The 20,943-nt window shown below is 63.4% G+C and carries 17 protein-coding genes and 1 tRNA gene; 4 read left to right on the top strand and 14 right to left on the bottom strand.

Features of this window, described 5'->3' with window-relative positions; translation table 11 throughout:
- Nucleotides 1-2 precede the first annotated feature (2 nt).
- Nucleotides 3-1,214, top strand: a complete 1,212-nt coding sequence (locus B0E47_RS09380; RefSeq protein WP_077513995.1) for a DegT/DnrJ/EryC1/StrS family aminotransferase — start codon at nt 3-5, stop codon at nt 1,212-1,214.
- A 148-nt stretch (nt 1,215-1,362) separates the two neighbouring features.
- On the opposite strand, the gene B0E47_RS09375 is transcribed toward B0E47_RS09380, so the two are convergent.
- The 12 genes from B0E47_RS09375 to uvrB form a co-directional block, all read right to left on the bottom strand.
- Nucleotides 1,363-2,526, bottom strand: a complete 1,164-nt coding sequence (locus tag B0E47_RS09375) for a hypothetical protein (RefSeq protein WP_139351409.1) — start codon at nt 2,524-2,526, stop codon at nt 1,363-1,365.
- Between the two features lie 235 nt (nt 2,527-2,761).
- Nucleotides 2,762-3,589, bottom strand: coding sequence for a hypothetical protein (locus B0E47_RS09370; RefSeq protein ID WP_077513993.1), 828 nt, complete (start codon nt 3,587-3,589; stop codon nt 2,762-2,764).
- A gap of 56 nt (nt 3,590-3,645) precedes the next feature.
- A complete protein-coding gene (gene tssH / locus B0E47_RS09365) occupies nt 3,646-6,393 on the bottom strand; it encodes a type VI secretion system ATPase TssH (RefSeq protein ID WP_077513992.1) in 2,748 nt (915 codons plus the stop codon).
- 102 nt (nt 6,394-6,495) lie between these two features.
- Nucleotides 6,496-7,518: a type VI secretion system baseplate subunit TssG gene (tssG, locus tag B0E47_RS09360; protein WP_077513991.1), complete on the bottom strand. Its 1,023-nt coding sequence runs from the start codon at nt 7,516-7,518 to the stop codon at nt 6,496-6,498.
- The gene (tssF, locus tag B0E47_RS09355) at nt 7,482-9,365 is read right to left on the bottom strand and encodes a type VI secretion system baseplate subunit TssF (protein WP_077513990.1); all 1,884 of its coding nucleotides are present in this window, start codon (nt 9,363-9,365) and stop codon (nt 7,482-7,484) included. The genes tssG and tssF overlap by 37 nt, the downstream gene beginning before the upstream one ends.
- Nucleotides 9,366-9,371: 6 nt before the next feature.
- Complete coding sequence (gene tssE / locus B0E47_RS09350) at nt 9,372-9,875, bottom strand: type VI secretion system baseplate subunit TssE (RefSeq protein WP_077513989.1); 504 nt, start codon at nt 9,873-9,875, stop codon at nt 9,372-9,374.
- A 20-nt stretch (nt 9,876-9,895) separates the two neighbouring features.
- Nucleotides 9,896-10,687, bottom strand: a complete 792-nt coding sequence (locus B0E47_RS09345; RefSeq protein WP_077513988.1) for a type VI secretion system accessory protein TagJ — start codon at nt 10,685-10,687, stop codon at nt 9,896-9,898.
- Between the two features lie 200 nt (nt 10,688-10,887).
- A complete protein-coding gene (locus tag B0E47_RS09340) occupies nt 10,888-11,376 on the bottom strand; it encodes a type VI secretion system tube protein Hcp (RefSeq protein ID WP_077513987.1) in 489 nt (162 codons plus the stop codon).
- Nucleotides 11,377-11,503: 127 nt separating this feature from the next.
- Complete coding sequence (gene tssC / locus B0E47_RS09335) at nt 11,504-12,997, bottom strand: type VI secretion system contractile sheath large subunit (protein ID WP_077513986.1); 1,494 nt, start codon at nt 12,995-12,997, stop codon at nt 11,504-11,506.
- Nucleotides 12,998-13,003: 6 nt separating this feature from the next.
- Nucleotides 13,004-13,525 (bottom strand): type VI secretion system contractile sheath small subunit, encoded by a 522-nt coding sequence (gene tssB / locus B0E47_RS09330; protein ID WP_077513985.1) that lies wholly within the window; start codon nt 13,523-13,525, stop codon nt 13,004-13,006.
- A gap of 883 nt (nt 13,526-14,408) precedes the next feature.
- A tRNA-Val gene (locus B0E47_RS09325) sits at nt 14,409-14,483 on the bottom strand.
- Nucleotides 14,484-14,563: 80 nt separating this feature from the next.
- Entirely contained in the window at nt 14,564-16,582 is a 2,019-nt protein-coding gene (gene uvrB / locus B0E47_RS09320; RefSeq protein ID WP_077513984.1) for an excinuclease ABC subunit UvrB, read from the bottom strand.
- Nucleotides 16,583-16,736: 154 nt separating this feature from the next.
- On the opposite strand from uvrB, the gene B0E47_RS09315 reads away from it, so the two are divergent.
- A complete protein-coding gene (locus B0E47_RS09315) occupies nt 16,737-17,297 on the top strand; it encodes a GspH/FimT family pseudopilin (RefSeq protein ID WP_254422877.1) in 561 nt (186 codons plus the stop codon).
- Nucleotides 17,298-17,361: 64 nt separating this feature from the next.
- Here the strand turns inward: B0E47_RS09315 and B0E47_RS09310 are convergent, their stop codons facing one another.
- Nucleotides 17,362-18,243: a hypothetical protein gene (locus B0E47_RS09310; RefSeq protein ID WP_077513983.1), complete on the bottom strand. Its 882-nt coding sequence runs from the start codon at nt 18,241-18,243 to the stop codon at nt 17,362-17,364.
- Nucleotides 18,236-19,303: a GNAT family N-acetyltransferase gene (locus B0E47_RS09305; protein WP_077513982.1), complete on the bottom strand. Its 1,068-nt coding sequence runs from the start codon at nt 19,301-19,303 to the stop codon at nt 18,236-18,238. Before B0E47_RS09305 ends, B0E47_RS09310 begins: the two co-directional genes overlap by 8 nt.
- A 68-nt stretch (nt 19,304-19,371) precedes the next feature.
- Between B0E47_RS09305 and B0E47_RS09300 the strand changes: the two genes are divergently transcribed.
- Entirely contained in the window at nt 19,372-19,644 is a 273-nt protein-coding gene (locus B0E47_RS09300; protein WP_077513981.1) for a phosphopantetheine-binding protein, read from the top strand.
- Nucleotides 19,644-20,876 (top strand): beta-ketoacyl-[acyl-carrier-protein] synthase family protein, encoded by a 1,233-nt coding sequence (locus B0E47_RS09295; RefSeq protein ID WP_077513980.1) that lies wholly within the window; start codon nt 19,644-19,646, stop codon nt 20,874-20,876. The genes B0E47_RS09300 and B0E47_RS09295 overlap by 1 nt, the downstream gene beginning before the upstream one ends.
- Nucleotides 20,877-20,943: the final 67 nt, after the last annotated feature.

Raw genomic sequence — 20,943 nt, 5'->3', positions numbered from 1 at the left:
GCATGCTCACGCTCCGCCGCCAGGAACTGCCCCCGACCGCCGGCCTGCCCCTGCGCGCGCGTGACCTGTTTCCCGGTCCACCGAGCCTGGCGGTCGACCTCGCTGCGTTGCTGGGCACGCCACCACTGCAGCTGGAATGTTCCGGTACGGCATGCCTGCTGATCGCGCTGACTGCCCTGCGCGAACTGCAGCCGCAACGCCGTCGGGTGGTGGTGCCTGCTTACACGTGCCCACTGGTCGCCATCGCGGTGCAGCAGGCCGGGCTGGAATTGCAGCTGTGCGATCTGCGCGCGGGACATTACGACATGGATCCACAGGCGTTGCGTGCGATATGCGACGAACGCACGCTGGCGATCCTGCCCACCCATCTGGCCGGCCGCGTTGCCAATGTGGGCGACGCGCTGAAGGTAGCGCGCGAGGTGGGCGCCTACGTGATCGAGGACGCCGCGCAGGCACTGGGTGCGCGTCACCATGGAATCAGCGTGGGGCTGGCCGGCGACATCGGCTTCTTCAGCCTGGCCGCCGGCAAGGGCCTGTCGATCTACGAAGGTGGCCTGCTGCTGGCGCGCGATCCGGCCCTGCGCGCGCGGCTGGCCGAGACGGCAGCGCGCATCGTGCCGCGCCGCATGGGCTGGGAATGCCGCCGCAGCATCGAGTTGCTCGGCTACGCCGCGCTGTACCGCCCGCGCGGCCTGCGCTTGGCCTACGGGCGTCCGCTGCGCCGCGCCCTGCGTCGCGGTGACCTGGTCGCCGCGGTCGGCGACGACTTCGCGTTGACGATTCCACTGCACCGGGTCGGCCGCTGGCGCCAGGGCGTCGGCGCACACGCAGCATCACGTCTGCCTGGATTCATCGCACAGACGACGACCCGGGCCCAGCGGCGGCTGCCACGGCTCCGGCAAATCGAAGGGGTCGAGGTATTCGACGATGCCGCCGGCACACAGGGCGCCTGGCCGTTCCTGCTGTTGCTGCTACCCGATCAGACCTCTCGCGACCGCGCGCTGAAGCAACTGTGGCAAAGCGGCCTTGGCGTCAGCCGCCTGTTCATCCATGCACTACCCGACTATGCCTATCTGGCCGGCATCGTGTCGCCACAGGACGTACCCCACGCACGCGACTTCGCCGCGCGCAGCCTCAGCATCGGCAACAGTCCGTGGATGACGGACGAGGACTTCGAGACGATCTGCCTGGAGCTGGAAACAGCACTAAGTTAAATCGACAGAGCACCCCATGCAGCCGAGCGGACTGGCTCGCGATGCGCTCTGTCCATGCGAATCACTACTTGCCGCTGAAGCAGCGCAGGCCATCTGACCTGCGTTGCTTCGAGTCGGTCAAGCCTGCTTCAAGAATGAAATGCAGCTTTCAACCCAGTCCGAGACGCTGACAAATGTCTACCAACCTGGCAGCCGCGAGATCGTTCAGTTCGTAAATGTGCTTGCACTTTGTCTCATCGGCGAAATCTATCATCACGATGTTTGGCATGAACATCTTCAAGGTACCCGCTGATGAACGCGACATCTTGATGTTGCTCGGCAATGCCTCACCCATGAATACGTCAAACCCGCTCTGCCACACCGACTGCAATCCTCCACGATTCGCGTCGTTCCAGTTGGATGCGTCACGATCGAGAATGCTCTTCTTCATGCCGGTTGTGGTCCAATACATCATGCCCACGGCTTTCGGGTCTGCTGCAGCACATCCCGGGGTTACCTTGAAACCCCCAAACAGGCCTGCTTTCTTGTCTTTTACGCCAGTGAGAGCGCCCGAAATGATCTTTCGCTGCTTGGCTATATTCTCCTGTCGCTTCTCATCGAAATTCTTGTTGTTCCATGGGCTGGTTCCGCCAGCGCCCCAGTACTGCAACCCATGGAAATTCATGTCATAGCCCGCAGGCGGCTTGTAAAGATTCTTGATGGCCGTGATGCCCACCCGTGATTGCGGCGTCTTCAGATCGCTGTAGCCGCTCGGCATGAAAGCACAAATCACCTTGCCGGAAAGCTGCCCGATTGGCGTCGTATTCAAGTTTCCGCCGCCCGTGTAAATGCAATTGTCCAGGGTCGCCCGGCAGAGATCTGCTATGAGGCCCCAATTCGTGCACTTGTCGAATTTCAGGATCAGGAATTCACCTCGCGTATCGGCGGCCTCAACGAATTTCTTCGCGTCCAGAAGCATCTGGCGAAGGCCCATGCCTTCGGTACCCAGACCCATGCGGAGATTGGATACATTGATGTCACCCTTGCCGCTGAAACCGACCACACTGCTCGTCGCCTTGGTCTTGCCAAGAATCGGCTCAGCGGCGTGAAATGCCTTGATCTCCGCCTGTTTGGCACCGTAGGAAGTGTTGCCCGTGGCGAACGCAGCGACCCGGATATCGAAGAAGCGCACACCGGCGTCGGCCTGTCCGTAAATATCCAGGACCTGTGTCTGCGCGTTCCCGCCTCCCGTGGTGATCCCCGCGTCATGACTGCCCGCCACGACGATTTCGTTGAGGCACTTGCCTGCACCCAATGTCAAATACTTGATCATCTTCGTATACCTCATCCCTTTCAGATTATGTCGACCAACTTTCGACTGGAACCGGGGCGAAACAGGGACACGTTCAGTCATTCCATCCAAGCCATGGCGATGCTTGGAAAATAAATGAACCCGCCCCCATGTTTCCATGACCTTGAAACCGGAGGCCTCGGCGAAACGAGGCGGTATTTAGGCGAGCTTCGCCACGAGGCAAATTGAACTGATCGCCTTATTTCGCCATTTTTGATTACGGATAGAACTGTTCGGGAGTACCCAAGACAACACTCTGACCATATATGTCACGTGTAGTCTTGGAGATGATGCCTTTTTGGAGTCTGGCCGAAATTTGCACGGTCGACTGATACCAAAATTGCCAGCCATGTATACCGTGTCGATGACCCCAGACGAAACAGGATGACTCGGGCTTGGCGCTGGTTTCCGCAGCACCAAACTGGACAATCTTCTCATCCCATGAAGTGCGAAACCTCTGCCGAGCCGCCTTGAGATGGACTTCGCTGACATGACCGACATAGTTTGCCTTGCGGACAAATTTTTCGCCGGGCATCGCCGCACCGAACATGCCGTTGACGTGCCCCGTGGCCGCCGCCGAACCTATCGCATCCGCCGTAATCAGCTGGAGTCGAGACGGGGCGACACTGGTGGATACGGGGGTAAACACATTGTTGTATGCGGTCTTGCCATTCCCGTGTGTCACGCGAACACCACCGACTATCGGGTAGACGCGAACATGGCAACCCGTGAGGGTTGCAGTGAAGAACCAGTCCACCGAATTGTCCAGATCAACCGAGATCGCGGCGTCGGGTTCCCAAGGTAGATAGATGCAGCGCTCGCGCCCCGGTATCGCAGCTACTTGAGGCGTGAGGAGCGCCTCACCGTTGAAGGGCTCCATGGTCCAGTCAAGCGTATAGGTTGCAGTCACCAATACGAGATGGTTGCCATTTCCGGCGGCCGGCTTGAGTCCATTTGCGGCGGTGAGTTGACGATCATCCACGCCGATGGGAAGCCTGCTGGAAAATCCGAGTGCATCATCTCTGAAATCCGTCGTAAGGGTCATTGCGCTTCCCGAGATTCAGTTGAAAGCGAGAGGGGTCAAGAAAATTTTCAACCACCTCATCCGAACCCGTACGAAAACTCCCCATCCGTCACCCCCACCTGCACCTTCGCGATCTCCTCACCCGCAATCATCTTGGTGAGGAACGCCCGCGAGATATCCGGCAGCATCGAATTGGTGAGGATCGCGTCGATCATGCGTCCGCCCGACTCGGTCTCGGTGCAGCGCTCGACCACCAGCTTGACCACGTCCTCGCTGTATTCGAACGGGATCTTGTAGCGGGCCTCGACGCGCTTCTTGATGCGGTTGATCTGCAGCTTGACGATCTTGCCCAGCATTTCGGGACTGAGCGGGTAGTAGGGAATCGTCACCAGGCGACCCAGCAACGCCGGCGGGAAAATCTTCAGCAGCGGTTCGCGCAGCGCCTTGGCCATGCCTTCGTGATCGGGCATCAGCTCCGGGTCCTTGCACAAGCCGGCGATCATGTCGGTGCCGGCGTTGGTGGTGAGCAGGATCAGGGTGTTCTTGAAGTCGATCGAGCGGCCTTCGCCGTCTTCCATCACGCCCTTGTCGAAGACCTGGAAGAAGATCTCATGGACGTCCGGATGGGCTTTCTCGACCTCGTCCAGCAGCACCACCGAGTACGGCTTGCGGCGTACCGCTTCGGTGAGCACGCCGCCTTCGCCGTAACCGACGTAGCCTGGAGGCGCGCCTTTCAGGGTGGAGACCGTGTGCGCTTCCTGGAACTCGCTCATGTTGATGGTGATGATGTTCTGCTCGCCGCCATACAAGGCCTCGGCCAGCGCCAATGCGGTCTCGGTCTTGCCGACGCCTGAAGTACCAGCGAGCATGAACACGCCGATCGGCTTGTTCGGATCGACCAGGCCGGCGCGCGAGGTCTGGATGCGCTTGGCGATCATCTCCATCGCGTGGTCCTGACCGATGACGCGTGCGCCCATCAGCTTGGCCAGGTTCATCACGGTCTCGACTTCGCTCTTGACCATGCGCCCGACCGGGATGCCGGTCCAGTCCGACACCACCGAGCCGACCGCCTGCTGATCCACCGAAGCCAGGATCAACGGATGCTCGCCTTGCAGCTCGGCCAACTGGGCCTGCAAATCCTGGAGTTCCTTCAGTGCAGCGGCACGATCGTCACCGGTGAGCGCGGGCTCACCCGCTGGAGGCGCATCCTTCGCTTCCGCCTCCTGCTTGGCCGACTCCTCCAGCGCGCTGCCGGTGCCCTCGACCGGGGCACTGGAGCCACGCAGCTTCGAGCGGATACCGAGGATCTTGTCGACCAGGTCCTTTTCGGTGACCCAGTTCGCTTCCAGGGTTTCCAGCCGCGCCTTCTGCGTCGCCAGCTTCTCATTGGCGGCGTCCTCGCGCGTGCTGACGTTCACACCCACATTCTTTTCGCGCGTAATGATCCCCAGCTCGGTTTCCAGCGCCTGGATCCGCTTGCGGGTGTCGTCCACTTCGGCCGGCACCGCATGCTGGCTGATCGCCACGCGGGCGCAGGCGGTGTCGAGCAGGCTGACCGACTTGTCCGGCAGCTGGCGGGCCGGAATGTAGCGGTGCGACAGTTTCACCGCGGCTTCCAGCGCCTCGTCGAGGATCTGCACCTTGTGGTGCTTCTCCATCACGCTGGCGACGCCGCGCATCATCAGGATCGCCTTCTCCTCGCTGGGTTCGTCGATCTGCACGGTCTGGAAGCGACGGGTTAGTGCCGGATCCTTCTCGATGTGCTTCTTGTATTCAGCCCACGTCGTGGCACCGATCGTGCGCAGGTTGCCACGTGCCAATGCCGGCTTGAGCAGGTTCGCTGCATCACCAGTGCCGGCTGCGCCGCCTGCACCGACCAGGGTGTGTGCTTCGTCGATGAACAGGATGATCGGCCTGGTCGAGGACTGCACTTCCTCGATCACCTGCTTCAGGCGATTCTCGAACTCACCCTTCATGCTGGCGCCGGCCTGCAACAGGCCAACATCGAGCACGCGCAGTTGCACGTCCTTCAGCGGCGGCGGTACGTCGCCGATGGCGATGCGCATGGCGAAGCCTTCGATCACCGCGGTCTTGCCCACGCCGGCCTCGCCGACCAGCATCGGATTGTTCTGACGGCGGCGCATCAGGATGTCGACCAGCTGGCGGATCTCGTCGTCACGACCGACGATCGGATCCATCTTGCCGTTGCGCGCCTGCTCGGTCAGGTCGATGGTGAACTGCGCCAGCGCCTCCTGCTTGCCCATCTGCGCGGGCGACATCGCGCCACTGGCTTCGCCCGGCGCTGAACCGCCGCCCATCCTGAAACCGTCGTTGGCGCTCTGCCCGTCCTCGGGCGAGCCGCCGACCACCTCGGCAAACTTCTCCACCAGTGCTTCGGGCTTGATCTTGTCGAACTCGGCCGAGATGTTCACCAGGACATTGCGCAGGTTGCGCGTGCGCATGCAGCCGACGATCAGGTAGCCGGTACGCACCTGGGCCTCGCCGAACATCAGGGTCGCAAAAACCCAGCCGCGCTCCACCGCCTCTTCGACACTGCTGGAAAGATCGGAGATGGAGGACGAGCCGCGCGGCAACCGATCGAGCGCATCGGTGATGTCGCGCGCCAGGTTCGACGGATTGAGGTTGAACTGCTTGACGATGCGGTGCAGGTCGGAGTCCTGCAGTTGCAATATCTGGTGGATCCAGTGCACCAGCTCCACGTAGGGATTGCCGCGCAACTTGCAGAACACGGTGGCGCTCTCGATGCCCCGAAAAGCGAGCTTGTTGAGCTTTCCGAACAACGCACTCCGGCTGATTTCCGCCATGTCAATAATCCTCTGTGGTAAATGTCGATCTTGGTGTGATGGTGCAAATGCGATCCAGGCCCTCGAATCCGCTTCCCGCGCGACAATCAATCCGGCGGTTGCCTATCCGACCGGCTTCAATACAACCTGATCGGCGTCGATGTCCTGCTGCGGGGAGCCCATCCAGGTGGTCAGGCCCATTCTTCCGTTCTGTCCCAGTCGCGTTGCCGGCACGTCGGCCCTTTTCAGCACCAGCTGGACGTCCCAGGCCTTTTCCTCGCCGATATAGGTCTTGACCGCCGCGACCAGCTGGCTCAGCGCCTCGCCACCGGGCAGGAAATTGTTGAACTCGGCGCGGCTGAGCGGGCCCAGCCGCAGGCGAAAACGCTGCTGGCTGCCCCATACATATTGGCCAGTGACCGTGGTAAGCCCGAGGGACGCCACCTCGCCCGAGGCGCCCAGGCGCAGGAACGAGCTGGGCGGCAGGCGCATCCACTCGGCGACGAATTCGACGATGCCCACCGGGATGCGGAAGAATCGTTCCACCATGCCTTTGAGGCCCTCGGCATTGCGCGCCTGTTGCAGCAGGCGACCGGCAAAGAAGCGCTTGAACTGGTCCGGCAGCGCATCGCGATTGCCCAGATCCGGCGTGGCCAGGCCCACCATCGCCCCCAGGTAGAGCTGGAACCGATCTTCGTCGGGGCGATCCATCTGCACGGTCGGCTGCGCGTCGGCCCAACTGCGGTAGAACAGGCTCATCATGCGGTGATGGAAAATGTCGGCGAACGCGCGGAAGGTGCGGTCCTTGCCATTCAACTCGCGGTCGATGGCGTATTCGGTCAGGTGCAGCGGCAACGGTGCGTTCGGGCCGAACAATCCGAAAAAAAGACCATGCAGTCGCGCCGGCCTGCCGCCACCACCGGGCTGATACTGGTCCACCGTTTTCGGAGCAAATGACAACGACGGGGTCTGGCCAAGCCGCACGAAATCATCGCTGGTCTTGGCCGAATGTCCCAGTCGCGGACGCTCGGGAAATGCGCACTCCAACCGCCGGATCGCTTCGAAGAATTCGAAGGTTTCGGGGTGGTCGCGCAGCGCATTTTCCAGCGCTACAGCGTCTGCCGTGTTCCCAGCCGGGCGGGCCATCGTGCGACCTCGTTGCGTTCCAGCGTACGCAGAACGGTTTCAGTGAAAGAATTGACGGATACATAGCGGGCGAAGAACTGCTGCATCACGGCACCAAGCAGAAAGGCACCGGTGCCCTCGAACGCGCCATCGTCGCAAGTCAGGGTGATCTCCAGGCCACGACCAAAGGTGATCGGACCCGGCAACGGAATACGGCGCACGATCGACTGCGAGCTGACCGCCTTGACACCTTCGACCTGACGCAGCGCGCTGGAGTCGAACTGGTCGCAGTACAGCGTCAGCATCTCGCGCAGCGCTGCCGCACCTTCACCCGCGTTGTTCTCCATCAGCGACACATAGTTAAGCTGCAAGTGGCTCAGCAGGCGCCATGCGGTCTCGCCGGTGGCGATCGACGCACGCGGCTTGGTCGGGCCGGCGACGCAGCGGATCGACTCCACTGGTGCGCCTGTTTCCAGGGTGAAATCGGTCTTGGACTTGCCCACGGGCATCTGCAGCGGCAGGTCGCGGTTGGTGCACATGAGCTGCATGCCGATCTGGCGCAATTCGGTGGAGTAAGGCGCCTCGCTGGAATCGACCAGCGAAATGAACATCTCGTTGCCGATATAGCTGGAACGCGCGCCCTGGCGCTTCTGGCGCGACGAAAGCAGACGCGGTTCGCGGCGGATCGTGTAATAGGCGGAATGCTGGCTGTGCCACGTGCGCTCGTCGCAGCCGTAGAAGGGCAGGAATCGCTGTTCGGGCTCCTGCCGATCGCCGAAGCCTTCCACGTTGCCGATGCTGTGCACCTCGAAATCCATCGGCCGCGTGCGATCGGCGAGGATGTGGTATTCGGTCACGCCCTGCTGCAGGTGGATGCGGTCTGCACGGCGTGGAAACAGGTTGATCGCCGGGGTGCAGAACAAGCGGAAGTTGTTCGCGTCGACCGCATTGTGCAAGCTCGCCACGCTGCGATCGAACAGCACGACGATCTCGAACTCGCTGCCCCTGGAGCGCGCCAGCAGGGGCTTCAAGTCGGTGAACTCGGCGAACAGGAACCGCTCGGGACAGGCAAAGTATTCCTGTAGCAGGCGATAGCCACTGAACGAACGGCCCGAGTACGGGATCAGTGCCTCGCTGTCGTCGAAGCCCCGGCGGTTGATCCGGCTTGCGTCATGGATCTGGCTGATCTCGCCGCTGGCACCTTGCGCACGCACGACATAACAGAGCGCGTTGCCCAGCAGTTGCTCGTACAGACGCTTGGGCAATTCATCCGCGCCGGCGATGAACACCGGCAGCTTGTCCAGTGCCAGCATATTGGCCTGGGCGCCCGCGGTAACCCGGAACTTCAGGCGCAGGCCGGCACGCACCGGCTTGCCGGCGGGCAGCACCACGCCGGCTGCGGCGATCGCCGCCGGCGTCTCCAGATATTTCGCGTCGGTCAGCTCGAGCGGCCACAAGGTGACGTCGTGGGCCGTGCGATATTCGCAGGCGGTGCGGTCGTCCTTGCCGATCAGGCTGCGCAAGGAGGTATGCCGCGCCACGGTGTGACCGGCGAGCAACCCGCTCTCCTTCAGGTCGGGCTGCATCTGCACCACGGCCATCGAAGGCACTGGCGCCAGGTAATGCGGGTAGACCATTTCCAGCAGATGCTGGGTGAACACCGGGTACTGGGCATCGAGCTTCAGCTGGATGCGTGCCGCCAGGAAGGCGAAGCCCTCCAGCAGGCGTTCGACATAGGGGTCGGCGCATTCGAAGCCCTCCAGGCCCAGCCGACCGGCAATCTTCGGGTACTCGCGCGCGAACTCGCCGCCCATTTCGCGGACGTGTTGCAATTCCCGGTTGTAGTAGCGCAGCAGTCGCGGATCCATGGGCAATCAGCCGAAGCCCTCCGATACCTTGAAGCTGCCGGTTTCCAGGTCCACTTCGGTCTTCAGGTAGAGGTTCAGCGGAATCGGCTGCGCCCACATCTCCGACTCGATGTTGAAGATCAGTGCCTGCCGATCCATGCGCTTTGACAGCGCATTGACGGTGACCCTCAGGGTGTTGGCGGTCAACCGCGGCTCGAATGCCAGGATGGCATCCCTGACCTGACGCTGCAGCACGTCGGCATTGATGCCGGACAAGGCCACACCGGTCAAGTCCGGAATGCCGAAATTGAGCACCGAGCGCGCCACGTCAGGGTAGTCGTCCAGTTCGAGACTGGCGTCCAGGCTGACGCAGTTGAGCAGCCACGACATGTCGCGCGTCACGCAATCGCGCAAGCGGGTCGCGGAAATCACCCGCTTGTCGCGGCTCTCCTCCAGCTTGCCCGGTTCGTCGTCGGTGAGGCGATCAAGCAGCGAAGGCTGGAGTCTTTCCTGGGTGGTCAGTTCAGCCATGGAAGGTTCCGGTCCCCCGATCAGCCGGCATCAAAGGAAATCAGCCGCGCATCGAACAACGGGTAATCGGCGACATCGGTGGCCAGCATGCGCTGGCCCAGGCCGACCTGGAGCCCGGCGCCAACGTCGACCCACTCGGTCTTGCGCCCCAGCACGAGATCATGATCCTCGGCCCGCTCCGTGCCCGGATACCGGCTGGGAATGAAGCCGATCGCCTTTCCACTGTTGTTCCAGGTCACCTGGACCGGCACCCAGATCTTGTCGCGCAAGTCGCTGGGTGCCTCGAACTTCAGTTCGCGCAGGCGCGAGAATGGCACCCACGAGTAACCGCCGTTGACGATGATTTCCAGGCACGGGCCGATGCGCGGGTCCGCGTCGGCGATCCATTCGAACGCGTTTCCGTCGATGGTTCCGGCCACTGCAGGCGCCTGCTCGAACGCCTGCTCACGCAAGCTGGCGGCCTGCTCGTGCTGTCCTGCGGCGCCCAGCTTGAGAGCCTGCAGCAAGAGCGCCAGCCACTGCTCCGGCTCGCCGATGATCACCGGCATGCGCTTGCCCGCAAAAACCTCCGCGCGCACCAGCTCGCCGCGCAAGGCCTCGGAATAGGCGCCGACCATCATGGCGTTGAGCGGATCCAGCTCACCGCAGACATTCAGCTGGTTCTGTGCCCGCTCCCATTGTCCAAGCAGAGCCAGAAGCTGGAATAAAAAAACCCGGCGTTTGGCGTCTGCCGGGTTGTTGCGTACTTCTGCAGTGAGCAATTGCAGCGCCTCGTCAGGCCGACCTTCTTTGAGCTTGCTCTCGGGCGTCATGTCATCCCTCGGATACGAATCTGCGGACATGTCCACAGACAGGCCCATGGTCCGTGCCTGGCCCCGGAGCCACCCGCATGCAACGTCCACAGGCATCACGCCGCACGATCTTCACTCGTACGCGCACGTGCACCGATGGACGATCAGGACGGAGACCCCGGGGTTCAGGCCCAGCTAAAAGCCGTAAAGCACCGAGCAGATCAGGCGACTTCCTCGACGCTGTACTGCACCGTACCAGCCTCACTGACCTTGCCCTTGTCGTCCTGCGTGGAATAGGCAATGTCGAACTTGGCGAAGGCGAGCGAGATGTTCTCGGTAAGCATGTCTTCGCCACCCGAGCCACCGGTGCTGTAGCTGGTGATCATCACACTGGTCAGCGTGATCTTGAGATAGTCATCCTGGGTGCCGCCTGCCTTGGAGACATACAGGATCGCACTGTCGGCATGGGCACCGGTGGTCAGCGCCTTCATGAACTGCGTCGAGCTCTTGTCCAGGTACTTGGTGACGCTGATGTCCTGGATGTTCGCCTTGCCGGCGCCACCGCCACTGCCATGGCCGAACGAGCCACTCTGCGACATGCCCCACGACCATGCCAGCAGCTGGATCTTGCCTGCGTGCTTCTTGTGCTTCGACTCGCCGGTGTAGGTAACGGACCCGCCCTTCAACTCCAGGTGCATGTCTAATGCCATGAGAATTCTCCTTGTCAGTTTTGGTCAATTGAACCGGACCGCTTCTGCGTTTGTCAGGAACGATCCGGCGAACTTGCAGGGAACCACGTGCGTCATGAAGCCATGGAACGAAAGTCTGGCAGCGGCATCAGCCCTTTGCCGCCGACGGCAGGCGGGAGACCAGCCGCAAGGACACCGTCAAGCCCTCCAGCTGATAGTGCGGCTTGAGGAAGAACTTCGAGGTGTAGTAACCCGGCGCCCCTTCGACCTCTTCCACCACGACTTCCGCCGCGGACAGTGGCTTGCGTGCCTTGGTTTCCTCGCTGGAGTTGGCGGGGTCGCCGTCGACGTACTGGCCGATCCAGGATCCCAACCAACGCTCCATCGCATCACGATCCTTGAACGAGCCGATCTTGTCGCGAACGATGCACTTCAGGTAATGCGCGAAACGGCAGCAGGCAAACATGTACGGCAGGCGGGCGCCCAGCGCCGCATTGGCAGTGGCATCCGGATCGTCGTACTCGTCCGGCTTGCTCAGCGACTGCGCACTGATGAAGGCGGCCATGTCCGAGTTCTTGCGATGCACCAGCGGCATCATGCCCATCTTGTCCAGTTCGGCCGAACGCCGGTCGGTGATGGCGATCTCGGTGGGACACTTCATGTCCACGCCGCCGTCGTCGGTCGGGAAGGTATGCGACGGCAGGCCCTCGACCGCGCCGCCGGATTCGATACCACGGATGCGCGAACACCAGCCGTATTCCTTGAAGGAGCGGTTGATGTTCACCGCCATCGCATACGCCGCGTTCTGCCAGGTGTACTTGGAGGAATCGGCGCCACTGGTGTCTTCTTCGAAGTTGAATTCCTCGACCGGATCGGTCTTGGCGCCGTAAGGCAGACGCGCCAGCGTGCGAGGCATGGTCAGCCCCACGTACTTGGCATCGTCCGACTCGCGCAGCGAACGCCAGGCGGCATAGTCCGGGGTGGAGAACACCTTGGCCAGGTCGCGCGGGTTGGCAAGCTCGTTCCAGCTGTCCATGCCCATCAGCGTCGAGGCGGCGGCAGAGATGAAGGGCGCGTGCGCGGCAGCGGCCACCTGGGCGATGCCGGCAAGCAGCTCCACGTCGGGCGGGCTGTGGTCGAAATAGTAGTCGCCGACCAGGCAACCGTAGGGTTCGCCACCGAGCTGGCCGTACTCTTCCTCGTACATCTTCTTGAAGATCGGGCTCTGATCCCAGGCGGTACCCTTGTAGCGCTTCAGGGTCTTGGCCAGGTCCTTCTTGGAGATGTTCATCACGCGGATCTTCAGTTGTTGATCCGTCTCGGTGTTGTTGACCAGGTGATGCAGGCCACGCCATGCGCTCTCCAGCTTCTGGAAGTCGGCGTGGTGCATGATCAGGTTGATCTGCTCGCTGAGCTTGCGATCGATTTCGGCGATATAGGCATTGATGGTCTGGGCAACGTCCTCGGAAACGATGTCGGACTTGCTCAGTACCTGCTCGGCCAGCGTGCGAACCGCCGACTCCACTTCCTCCTTGGCACGATCACTCTTCGGCTTGAATTCCTTGCTCAGCAGCGCGGCAAAGTCACCGGCATCCAGGGTTTGTACCGCACCGCCCTGCTCGGCTAGTTTTTCGGTGGCCATGCGTGCTTACTCCCCGTCTTTGTTGGTGTTGTCGGACGGCTTCGGCGCTGAAACCAGCGACTGCAGCAGCGCCGGATCCTTGAGCGCCTGGGCGATCAGGTTTTCCGCGCCGGCCTTGCCGTCCATGTAGGTGTCGAGATTCGCCAGCTGGGTGCGTGCTTCCAGCAGCTTCGCGACGGCGGGCACCTTGCGGGCCACGGCGGCCGGAGAGAAGTCGTCCATGCTCTCGAAGGTGATGTCCACGGCCAGGTTGCCTTCGCCGGTCAGCGTATTCGGCACCGCGAAAGTCACCCGCGGTTTCATCGCGTTGAGCCTGTTGTCGAAGTTGTCGACATCGATCTCCAGCGCCTTTCGATCCTCGATCGGCGGAAGCTCGCCGGCATTGGCGCCGGAGAGATCCGACATCACGCCCATCACGAACGGCACCTGTACCTTCTTCTGGGCGCCGTACACCTCGACGTCGTATTCGATCTGCACGCGCGGTGCGCGGTTGCGTGCGATGAACTTCTGACTGCTTTGCTTGGCCATGCGACTCTCCCGTTCAGGGTTTTCGGTTTTCGAAATGCAACAACGATCGGTTCCGTCGTGGCCTGGGTCTGGCCCGCCACGGGGAAAAAGAATGTCATGCGGCGAATGTCGAGCCCGGAAGTCTGCGTGCGGTGCTCGTTACCGTCGTCTGTGCGGGTGTCGTCACCCTCGCGCCATCACCCCATGACGACGCGCCAGGCATCCGCACGGCCGCAGGGGCCACACGGCGACATCCTGAATCAGCGTTTGTTGATATGTTTGGGCCCGGACGCACCCCATGCCGGCCCCGAGGTGCGCCCGCCCAAGGCGAACCCCCTCGGATGAATCAAATTCAGATCCGGTGGTGAATATACGCGCAAGCTTTTACCCCCCCTTCCGTTCCCGACGGTGGCCTTGCATCGGCGACAAACCCCTCGCCATGGCAAGTTCGGCGCCAGGCACTCTGCATCGATGATGCGATGAACCCAAATTCGCCATTTCCAGACGATACCGGTCGCCACCCCGCCGCGGCACGAAACTCGCAAATGGCCTTGATGCCTGGCCTCTGGTCGCCTGTCGCAAGTCGACGTCAGTTCGCTGCGAATCGCGTCTGACGGTTCAGGCAATCTACATCCGTCATGACCTCGGTGCAAGATGAATCACCGCGCCCGAACCATCTCCCCGTGGACCCCTCGGCCATGCGTCGAGCGCACTCGCGAAAACCTGCGGTCCCGACCACGGATGGTTGCCCGACATGCTCCTGCGCCTGTTCGATCCCACCACGACCGCGAGCGGCTCGATGACTCATTCGCGCAGTCATCCGGGGGTAGCAATTCGCAACAAAAAGGGGAATCCGCGATGGATTCCCCTCTTCGGTCCCACTCGATCGGTGGGTGATTGAATTTGGTGGGCGGTACAAGGATCGAACTTGTGACCCCTACCATGTCAAGGTAGTGCTCTACCGCTGAGCTAACCGCCCGTCGCATCGGCCATGCCGCGCGAGCCGCGCAGTATACGGCAGGGTGCCGCCGCCGACAATATGTCAGGCACACGCGGGATTCAGCGCAAAGCCTGCTCGCGCAACTGGTGGATCTGGTCGCGCAGGCGCGCCGCTTCCTCGAATTCCAGGTTCTGCGCGTGCCGGTACATCTGCGCTTCCAGCTTTTTCAGCATCCCGGCGGCCTGCTGTGCGTCGAGCCCGGCGTAGCCGGCGCCCTGCTCGGCCACCACACGGCCGCGCACGGGCGACTTGCCGCGACGACTGCCGGCGTCGCTGCGTGCACCTTCCATGATGTCCGCGATGCGCCGCACCACGGTCTTCGGGGTGATCCCGCGCGCCTCGTTGTGCGCCACCTGTTTCTCGCGGCGCCGCGCGGTCTCGTCCATCGCCGCCTGCATCGAACGGGTGACGTTGTCGGCGTACAGGATCGCCTTGCCGCGCACGTTGCGGGCGGCGCGGCCGATGGTCTGGATCAGCGAGCCGGTAGAACGCAGGAAACCCTCCTTGTCGGCGTCGAGCACCGCCACCAGCGACACTTCCGGCATGTCCAGACCCTCGCGCAGCAGGTTGATGCCGACCAGCACGTCGAACTCGCCCAGGCGCAGGTCGCGGATGATCTCGCTGCGCTCGACCGTCTCGATGTCCGAGTGCAGGTAGCGCACCTTCACATCGTGCTCGGCGAGGTATTCGGTGAGGTTCTCGGCCATCCGCTTGGTCAGCGTGGTGACCAGCACGCGGTCGCCCATCGCGATGCGCTTGTGCGCCTCGCTGAGCAGGTCGTCGACCTGGGTGCGCACCGGGCGCACCTCGACCTCGGGATCGACCAGGCCGGTCGGGCGCACCACCAGCTCGGTCACCGCGTCGCCGGATTTGCGCAGCTCGTAATCGCGCGGCGTGGCGGAGACGTAGATCGCGCGGGGCACGCGCGCCTCCCATTCCTCGAAGCGCAGCGGCCGGTTGTCCATCGCCGAGGGCAGCCGGAAACCGAACTCCACCAGGGTTTCCTTGCGCGAGCGGTCGCCCTTGTACATGGCGCCCAGCTGCGGCACGGTGACGTGCGATTCGTCCACCACCAGCAGGCCGTCGGCCGGCAGGTAATCGAACAGGGTCGGTGGCGGCTCGCCTGGCTCGCGCCTGGTCAGGTGACGCGAGTAGTTCTCGATGCCCTGGCAATAACCCACCTCGGTCATCATCTCCAGATCGAAACGCGTGCGCTGCTCCAGTCGCTGCGCTTCCAGCAGCTTGTTCTCCCGATACAGATACTCCAGCCGCTCCTTCAGTTCGACCTTGATCGTCTCGATCGCGTTGAGCACGCTCTCGCGCGTGCTGGCGTAATGCGTACGCGGGTAGACCGTGTAGCGCTGCACCTTGCGGATCGTCTCGCCGGTGAGCGGATCGAACAACGACAGGTTCTCCACCTCGCCGTCGAACAACTCGATGCGCAACGCCTCGATTTCCGACTCGGCCGGGAACACGTCGATGATCTCGCCGCGCACACGATACATGCCACGGCGCAGCTCCATCTCGTTGCGGGTGTACTGCAACTCGGTCAGCTGATGGATCAGCCTGCGCTGGTCGATGCGTTCGCCCGTGGCCAGGATCAGCCGCAGCGACAGATAATCCTCCGGATTGCCGAGGCCGTAGATCGCCGACACGGTGGCCACGATGATCGAATCCCGTCGCGACAGCAGCGCCTTGGTCGCCGACAGCCGCATCTGCTCGATATGCTCGTTGATCGAGGCGTCCTTCTCGATGAAGGTGTCCGACGCCACCACATAGGCTTCCGGCTGGTAGTAGTCGTAGTAGCTGACGAAGTACTCCACCGCGTTGTGCGGGAAGAACTCCCTGAATTCGCCGTACAGCTGGGCCGCCAGCGTCTTGTTCGGGGCCATCACGATGGTCGGCCGCTGCACCTGCTCGATCACATTGGCGATCGTGTAGGTCTTGCCCGAGCCGGTGACACCGAGCAGGGTCTGCGACGCCAGACCCGCCTCGAACCCCGCTGACAGGCGCTGGATCGCCTGCGGCTGGTCGCCGGCGGGCTGGTAGGGGGCAACGAGCTGGAAGCGGTCAGTCATCGGCTACAGATGTGGGCGCGGGCGAGCATTCTAAATCCTGCCTGCTGACAGGATGCGTCAGCAGATGCCGACACGCGCGCCAGGATCGAGCCACTGGGCGCACCACGCCAGCTCCCTAGCATGGGACCTCCCGCACATCGCAGGAGGCGGCAACATGGCGGCAACAGGAACCCCGGGCCCGCATCGGCGTCAACGCGGCATCAGCCTGGTCGAACAGATCATGGTGGTCTCCGTCATAGCCATTCTGGCCGGCGTCGCGCTGCCGCCGCTGCATCACCTGCTGAGTCGCAACCGGCTGCAGGTGGCGCAGAGCGACTTCATGACGGCATTGCAGCACGCTCGCAGCACCGCTGCGATCACCGGCAAACGCACGCTGTTCTGCCCCAGCCCGGATGGCCACCAGTGCAGCGACGATACCCGCTGGGAGCGCGGCTGGTTGCTCGGCCACGATACCGACGGCGATCATCAGCCCGACGGCGGTCCGTCGTATACGCGCGCCGCCTACGCCCCCGGCCTGCGGATTGCCAGCAGCAGCGGCCGTCACGAGGTTCGTTTCCAGCCGGACGGCAGTGCCGGCGGGAGCAACCTGACGCTGTTGTTCTGCGAACCCGGCAAACAGGGCCAGACCCTCAGCGTGGTGGTTTCGAGATCCGGTCGGATCCGCGGTGCACCGGCCACCGCAGCCCAGGCGGCCACTTGCACGCAGGCCGACTGAGCGATCGCTGCGCAGGCGCCCCGCAAGAAATGGCTCGCCGCCACGGAGCGGCAGCGCGGCAGGATCAGCCCGAACGAGCGGCTATCGCCTCCAGCAATTGCAGATTCAACGCATGCTGTTGCGCCTGCCAGTCCGCCAGCATCGCCGGATCGATCTCCGGCTGCTCGTCCATCGCCGACAGGCGCCGCTTCCACCAGCTGCGATAGCGATAGTGCGAGACCTCGCCATTGATGTCACTGCCGACCAGACCCGTGCGCAGACTGTCGATCAGGGCCAGCGCATGCGGCACCAGCAAGCGCCCCTGATCCCAGTTGGTATGCGCCACTTCGGGCGCGAATGCATCCTTGTCGATCGACAGGTAACTCGGCGTCGCCTGTGTGCGCTGGAAACCCACGAACGCATCCACCAACGCCGCGGGTGAATCGAAGTTGCGGAACGCCTGACCAAGCCCGAATCGCCGCGCCCAGTCGGTATCCACTCCGATGCTCCAGTAAGTGAGTTTGCGGCGGTGCAGCGGGGCCAGATAGTTTTCCCACGCATGGCCACGGCCGATGTCGGCCGAGGTAATGCCCAGCACATGCACGTGGCTGACCTGATGCAGCAGCGCCACCTTGCGCACCCACGAACCGCAATGCACGCCGAACGGAAAGCGCATGTTGTCCGGATGGTTGTCCAGCACCACGACCTGGAAGGGCCGGTGGGTCGGCAGCCGTGCGATCAGCGGCCAGCTCAGATGGTGGAAATCGCCGCTGCCCATGAACACGGTGCCGTATTCGGCCGGCAGCAATTCATCCAGCACCGCGCCGAAACGCCGCATGGTGGCCAGCGAGCAGCCGAAGCGGATCGTTTCCTGCCAGTGTTCCAGCGGCAGCACCAGCCGATCCGGCAGCGCACCGACCGACTGGTCGATGTCGAGCACGACTGGCCGTTTCGCCCGATCATTCATCGCGATGCTCCGTCGCCAGCAGTTGCCGGTCGCTTTCGAAATGGCCGCCGAGCCGGCGCAGCAAGGCGCGCAGCAGGGGATTGCGGGCATACACGGCGTGGCGGGTGAAGGTCATGCTGGCACCGAGGAAGGCCTTGACCTGCGGGTCGGTCCAGCCCGCCACGTAATGGGTCAGGCCGCGCTGGCGTGCGTAGTCGAGATTGTGCATCCAGCTGACGAAATACAGATTGTGCTCGCGTGCCTGCGGATAAGCGAAGCCGACGTATTTGTCGATCAGCTTGCCGGCGTGCTCGTAGCAAAGGTTCCAGCCGATCATCTCGCCGGCGTGGCGGTAGACAAAGACGATGCCACCGCTGGCCGCATCCTGCAGCACCGCGCGGAAAAAGTCGGCGCCCAGGCGATCGAAGTGGATCTCGCTCTGCGCGTAAACGTTGTCGAACAGCGCCTGGAACAGCGCCAGCGTCGCGTCATCGTGGAAGCGCGCATCGCCCGTGCCGACCGCCTCGATGTCCAGGTCGGCGCGCGAGCGCAACTTGCGCCGGATGTTCTTCCGGCGGCCGGATGACAGCCGCGCCAGGTACTCGTCGTCCGAGCCGAAATCGATCGGCACCCAGGCCAGCGCCTGGCCTTCCAGCAGCACGTAGCCCTGCGCTTCACAGGCCGTGGCGAAGGCCCGGGCATGCTCGTTTGCCGCGGCATCGAGCAGGGGCGAATCCTGCGCGATGTCCTTGACGATCAGCAGGCGGCATTCGCGCCCGTAGGCGCGTTTCAAGCCCTGCGCCAGCTCCATCGGCGTCACCGCCGGTGGCAGCGGCGCGTATTCGGACACCGTGGTACCGGCAAAGCGCGTGCGCCAGCGCAGCAGGCGACCCCACCAGCGATAGCCGGGCAGGCGCGTGAGTCGCCGCCGCAGCGCGTCGTCCGCCGTGGTCAGCAGGTCGAACGGCGCCTTGAAGCAGGGCATGCCCTGCGGCGACCGCTCCACCGTGAAACCCAGCGGCGGGTGCTGCATGAACGCGTCGATAAGCGCATCCGGCTCGAGTTGTGCGATGAAAGGCATGAGTAAGCCATTCTGCCTAGACTTGGAGATATGCAAAACTGTGGCCTGCAACCAGGAGCCGATCCGTCATGAGCGAAACCATCCAGCAGCAGATTTTCGAGATCATCGCCAAGCAGGCCAAGATCGACGTGGCCACGATCAAGCCCGAGTCCACCCTGAAGGATCTTGGCATCGCCTCGCTGGACGCGATCGAGCTGATCTTCGACATCGAGGAGCATTTCGACATCAACTTCCCCGACCAGCAGGGCGCCAACTTCGACAGCGATACCGCGCAAAGCCTGGTCGACGCGGTACAGAAGGCGCTGGACGAGAAAGCCGCCGCCGGCGAAGGAAACGCGTAATGTCCAGTGTGTCGTTGCGCCGGGTGGTGATCACCGGCATGGGCGCGATCAGCCCGCTCGGCGTCGGCGCCGAGGCCCTGTGGCAAGGCCTGCGCGAAGGTCGCAGCGGCATCGGCCCGTTGCGCCATCCCGACAGCGAACGTCTCAAGCTGAAGATCGCCGCGCAGGTGCCGGCGAGTTTCGACCCGGCCGCGGGCATCGACGAGCGCACCCTGCCCCTGCTCGACCGCACCTCCGAATTCGCGCTGCACGCGGCGCGCGAGGCGATCGCGCAATCCGGCATCGATTTCAGCCAGCCCGCGCTCGGCCTGCGCACGGCGGTGGTGGTGGGCACCGGCGTCGGCGGCGAGACCACGCAGGACGAACAGAGCCGGCGCCTGTACGCGGAGAACGCCCAGCGCACGCACCCGCTGACCATCGTGCGGCTGATGACCAACGCCTCGGCCAGCCAGATCAGCATCGCTTACGGCCTGCGCGGGCCGACCTTCGCCGTGGCCAGCGCCTGCGCCTCGGCCAACCACGCGATCATCCAGGCTGCCCAGATGATTCGTTACGGCATGGCCGACGCCGCCGTCACCGGCGGTACCGAGGCCTGCCTCACCTACGGCGCGATGCGCGCGTGGGAAGCGATGCGCGTGCTGTCCGACGACACCTGCCGTCCGTTCAGTGCGAACCGGCGCGGTCTGGTGCTCGGCGAGGGTGCCGCCATCTTCGTGCTGGAATCGCTGGAACACGCGCAGGCGCGGGGCGCGACGATCCTGGCCGAACTGGCCGGCAGCGGCATGACCGCCGATGCCACCGACATCGTGATGCCCAGCGCGGAAGGCTCCTCCGCGGCGATGAGCCAGGCGCTGGCCGATGCGGGTCTCGCCCCGCAGGACGTCGATTACATCAACGCCCATGGCACCGGCACCCAGGCGAACGACGCCACCGAGACCAAGGCGATCCGCCTCGCCTTCGGCGCACATGCCGACCGCCTCGCGGTGTCCTCGACCAAGTCGATGCACGGCCATGCGCTGGGCGCATCCGGCGCGCTGGAGCTGGTCGCCGTGATCGGCGCGCTGCGCGACGGCGTGGTGCCGCCGACCGCCAACCTGGACAAGGCGGATCCGGCCTGCGACCTGGACTACGTGCCGAACACCGCGCGCGCGATGCCGGTACGCGCCGCACTGAGCAACTCGTTTGCGTTCGGCGGGCTCAACGCCGTGCTGGCCTTGAAACGCGCGCCCTGAACTTTTCGCAGCTGGTTCCATATGAAGAAACCCGGCGGTGAACCGCCGGGTTTCTTTCGTGCACAGC

The organism is Rhodanobacter sp. B05 (assembly GCF_002001085.1).
GTDB lineage: Bacteria > Pseudomonadota > Gammaproteobacteria > Xanthomonadales > Rhodanobacteraceae > Rhodanobacter.
The sequence above is the reverse complement of the archived record's forward strand: the minus strand, read 5'-3'. Positions and strand labels throughout refer to the sequence as shown.

Bases quoted from the DNA above. Each gene is read 5' to 3' on its own strand.
- B0E47_RS09380 (WP_077513995.1), top strand. From the start codon at position 3: ATGCTCACGCTCCGCCGCCAGGAACTGCCCCCGACCGCCGGCCTGCCC.
- B0E47_RS09375 (WP_139351409.1), bottom strand. From the start codon at position 2,526: ATGATCAAGTATTTGACATTGGGTGCAGGCAAGTGCCTCAACGAAATC.
- B0E47_RS09370 (WP_077513993.1), bottom strand. From the start codon at position 3,589: ATGACCCTTACGACGGATTTCAGAGATGATGCACTCGGATTTTCCAGC.
- tssH (WP_077513992.1), bottom strand. From the start codon at position 6,393: ATGGCGGAAATCAGCCGGAGTGCGTTGTTCGGAAAGCTCAACAAGCTC.
- tssG (WP_077513991.1), bottom strand. From the start codon at position 7,518: ATGGCCCGCCCGGCTGGGAACACGGCAGACGCTGTAGCGCTGGAAAAT.
- tssF (WP_077513990.1), bottom strand. From the start codon at position 9,365: ATGGATCCGCGACTGCTGCGCTACTACAACCGGGAATTGCAACACGTC.
- tssE (WP_077513989.1), bottom strand. From the start codon at position 9,875: ATGGCTGAACTGACCACCCAGGAAAGACTCCAGCCTTCGCTGCTTGAT.
- B0E47_RS09345 (WP_077513988.1), bottom strand. From the start codon at position 10,687: ATGACGCCCGAGAGCAAGCTCAAAGAAGGTCGGCCTGACGAGGCGCTG.
- B0E47_RS09340 (WP_077513987.1), bottom strand. From the start codon at position 11,376: ATGGCATTAGACATGCACCTGGAGTTGAAGGGCGGGTCCGTTACCTAC.
- tssC (WP_077513986.1), bottom strand. From the start codon at position 12,997: ATGGCCACCGAAAAACTAGCCGAGCAGGGCGGTGCGGTACAAACCCTG.
- tssB (WP_077513985.1), bottom strand. From the start codon at position 13,525: ATGGCCAAGCAAAGCAGTCAGAAGTTCATCGCACGCAACCGCGCACCG.
- uvrB (WP_077513984.1), bottom strand. From the start codon at position 16,582: ATGACTGACCGCTTCCAGCTCGTTGCCCCCTACCAGCCCGCCGGCGAC.
- B0E47_RS09315 (WP_254422877.1), top strand. From the start codon at position 16,737: ATGGCGGCAACAGGAACCCCGGGCCCGCATCGGCGTCAACGCGGCATC.
- B0E47_RS09310 (WP_077513983.1), bottom strand. From the start codon at position 18,243: ATGAATGATCGGGCGAAACGGCCAGTCGTGCTCGACATCGACCAGTCG.
- B0E47_RS09305 (WP_077513982.1), bottom strand. From the start codon at position 19,303: ATGCCTTTCATCGCACAACTCGAGCCGGATGCGCTTATCGACGCGTTC.
- B0E47_RS09300 (WP_077513981.1), top strand. From the start codon at position 19,372: ATGAGCGAAACCATCCAGCAGCAGATTTTCGAGATCATCGCCAAGCAG.
- B0E47_RS09295 (WP_077513980.1), top strand. From the start codon at position 19,644: ATGTCCAGTGTGTCGTTGCGCCGGGTGGTGATCACCGGCATGGGCGCG.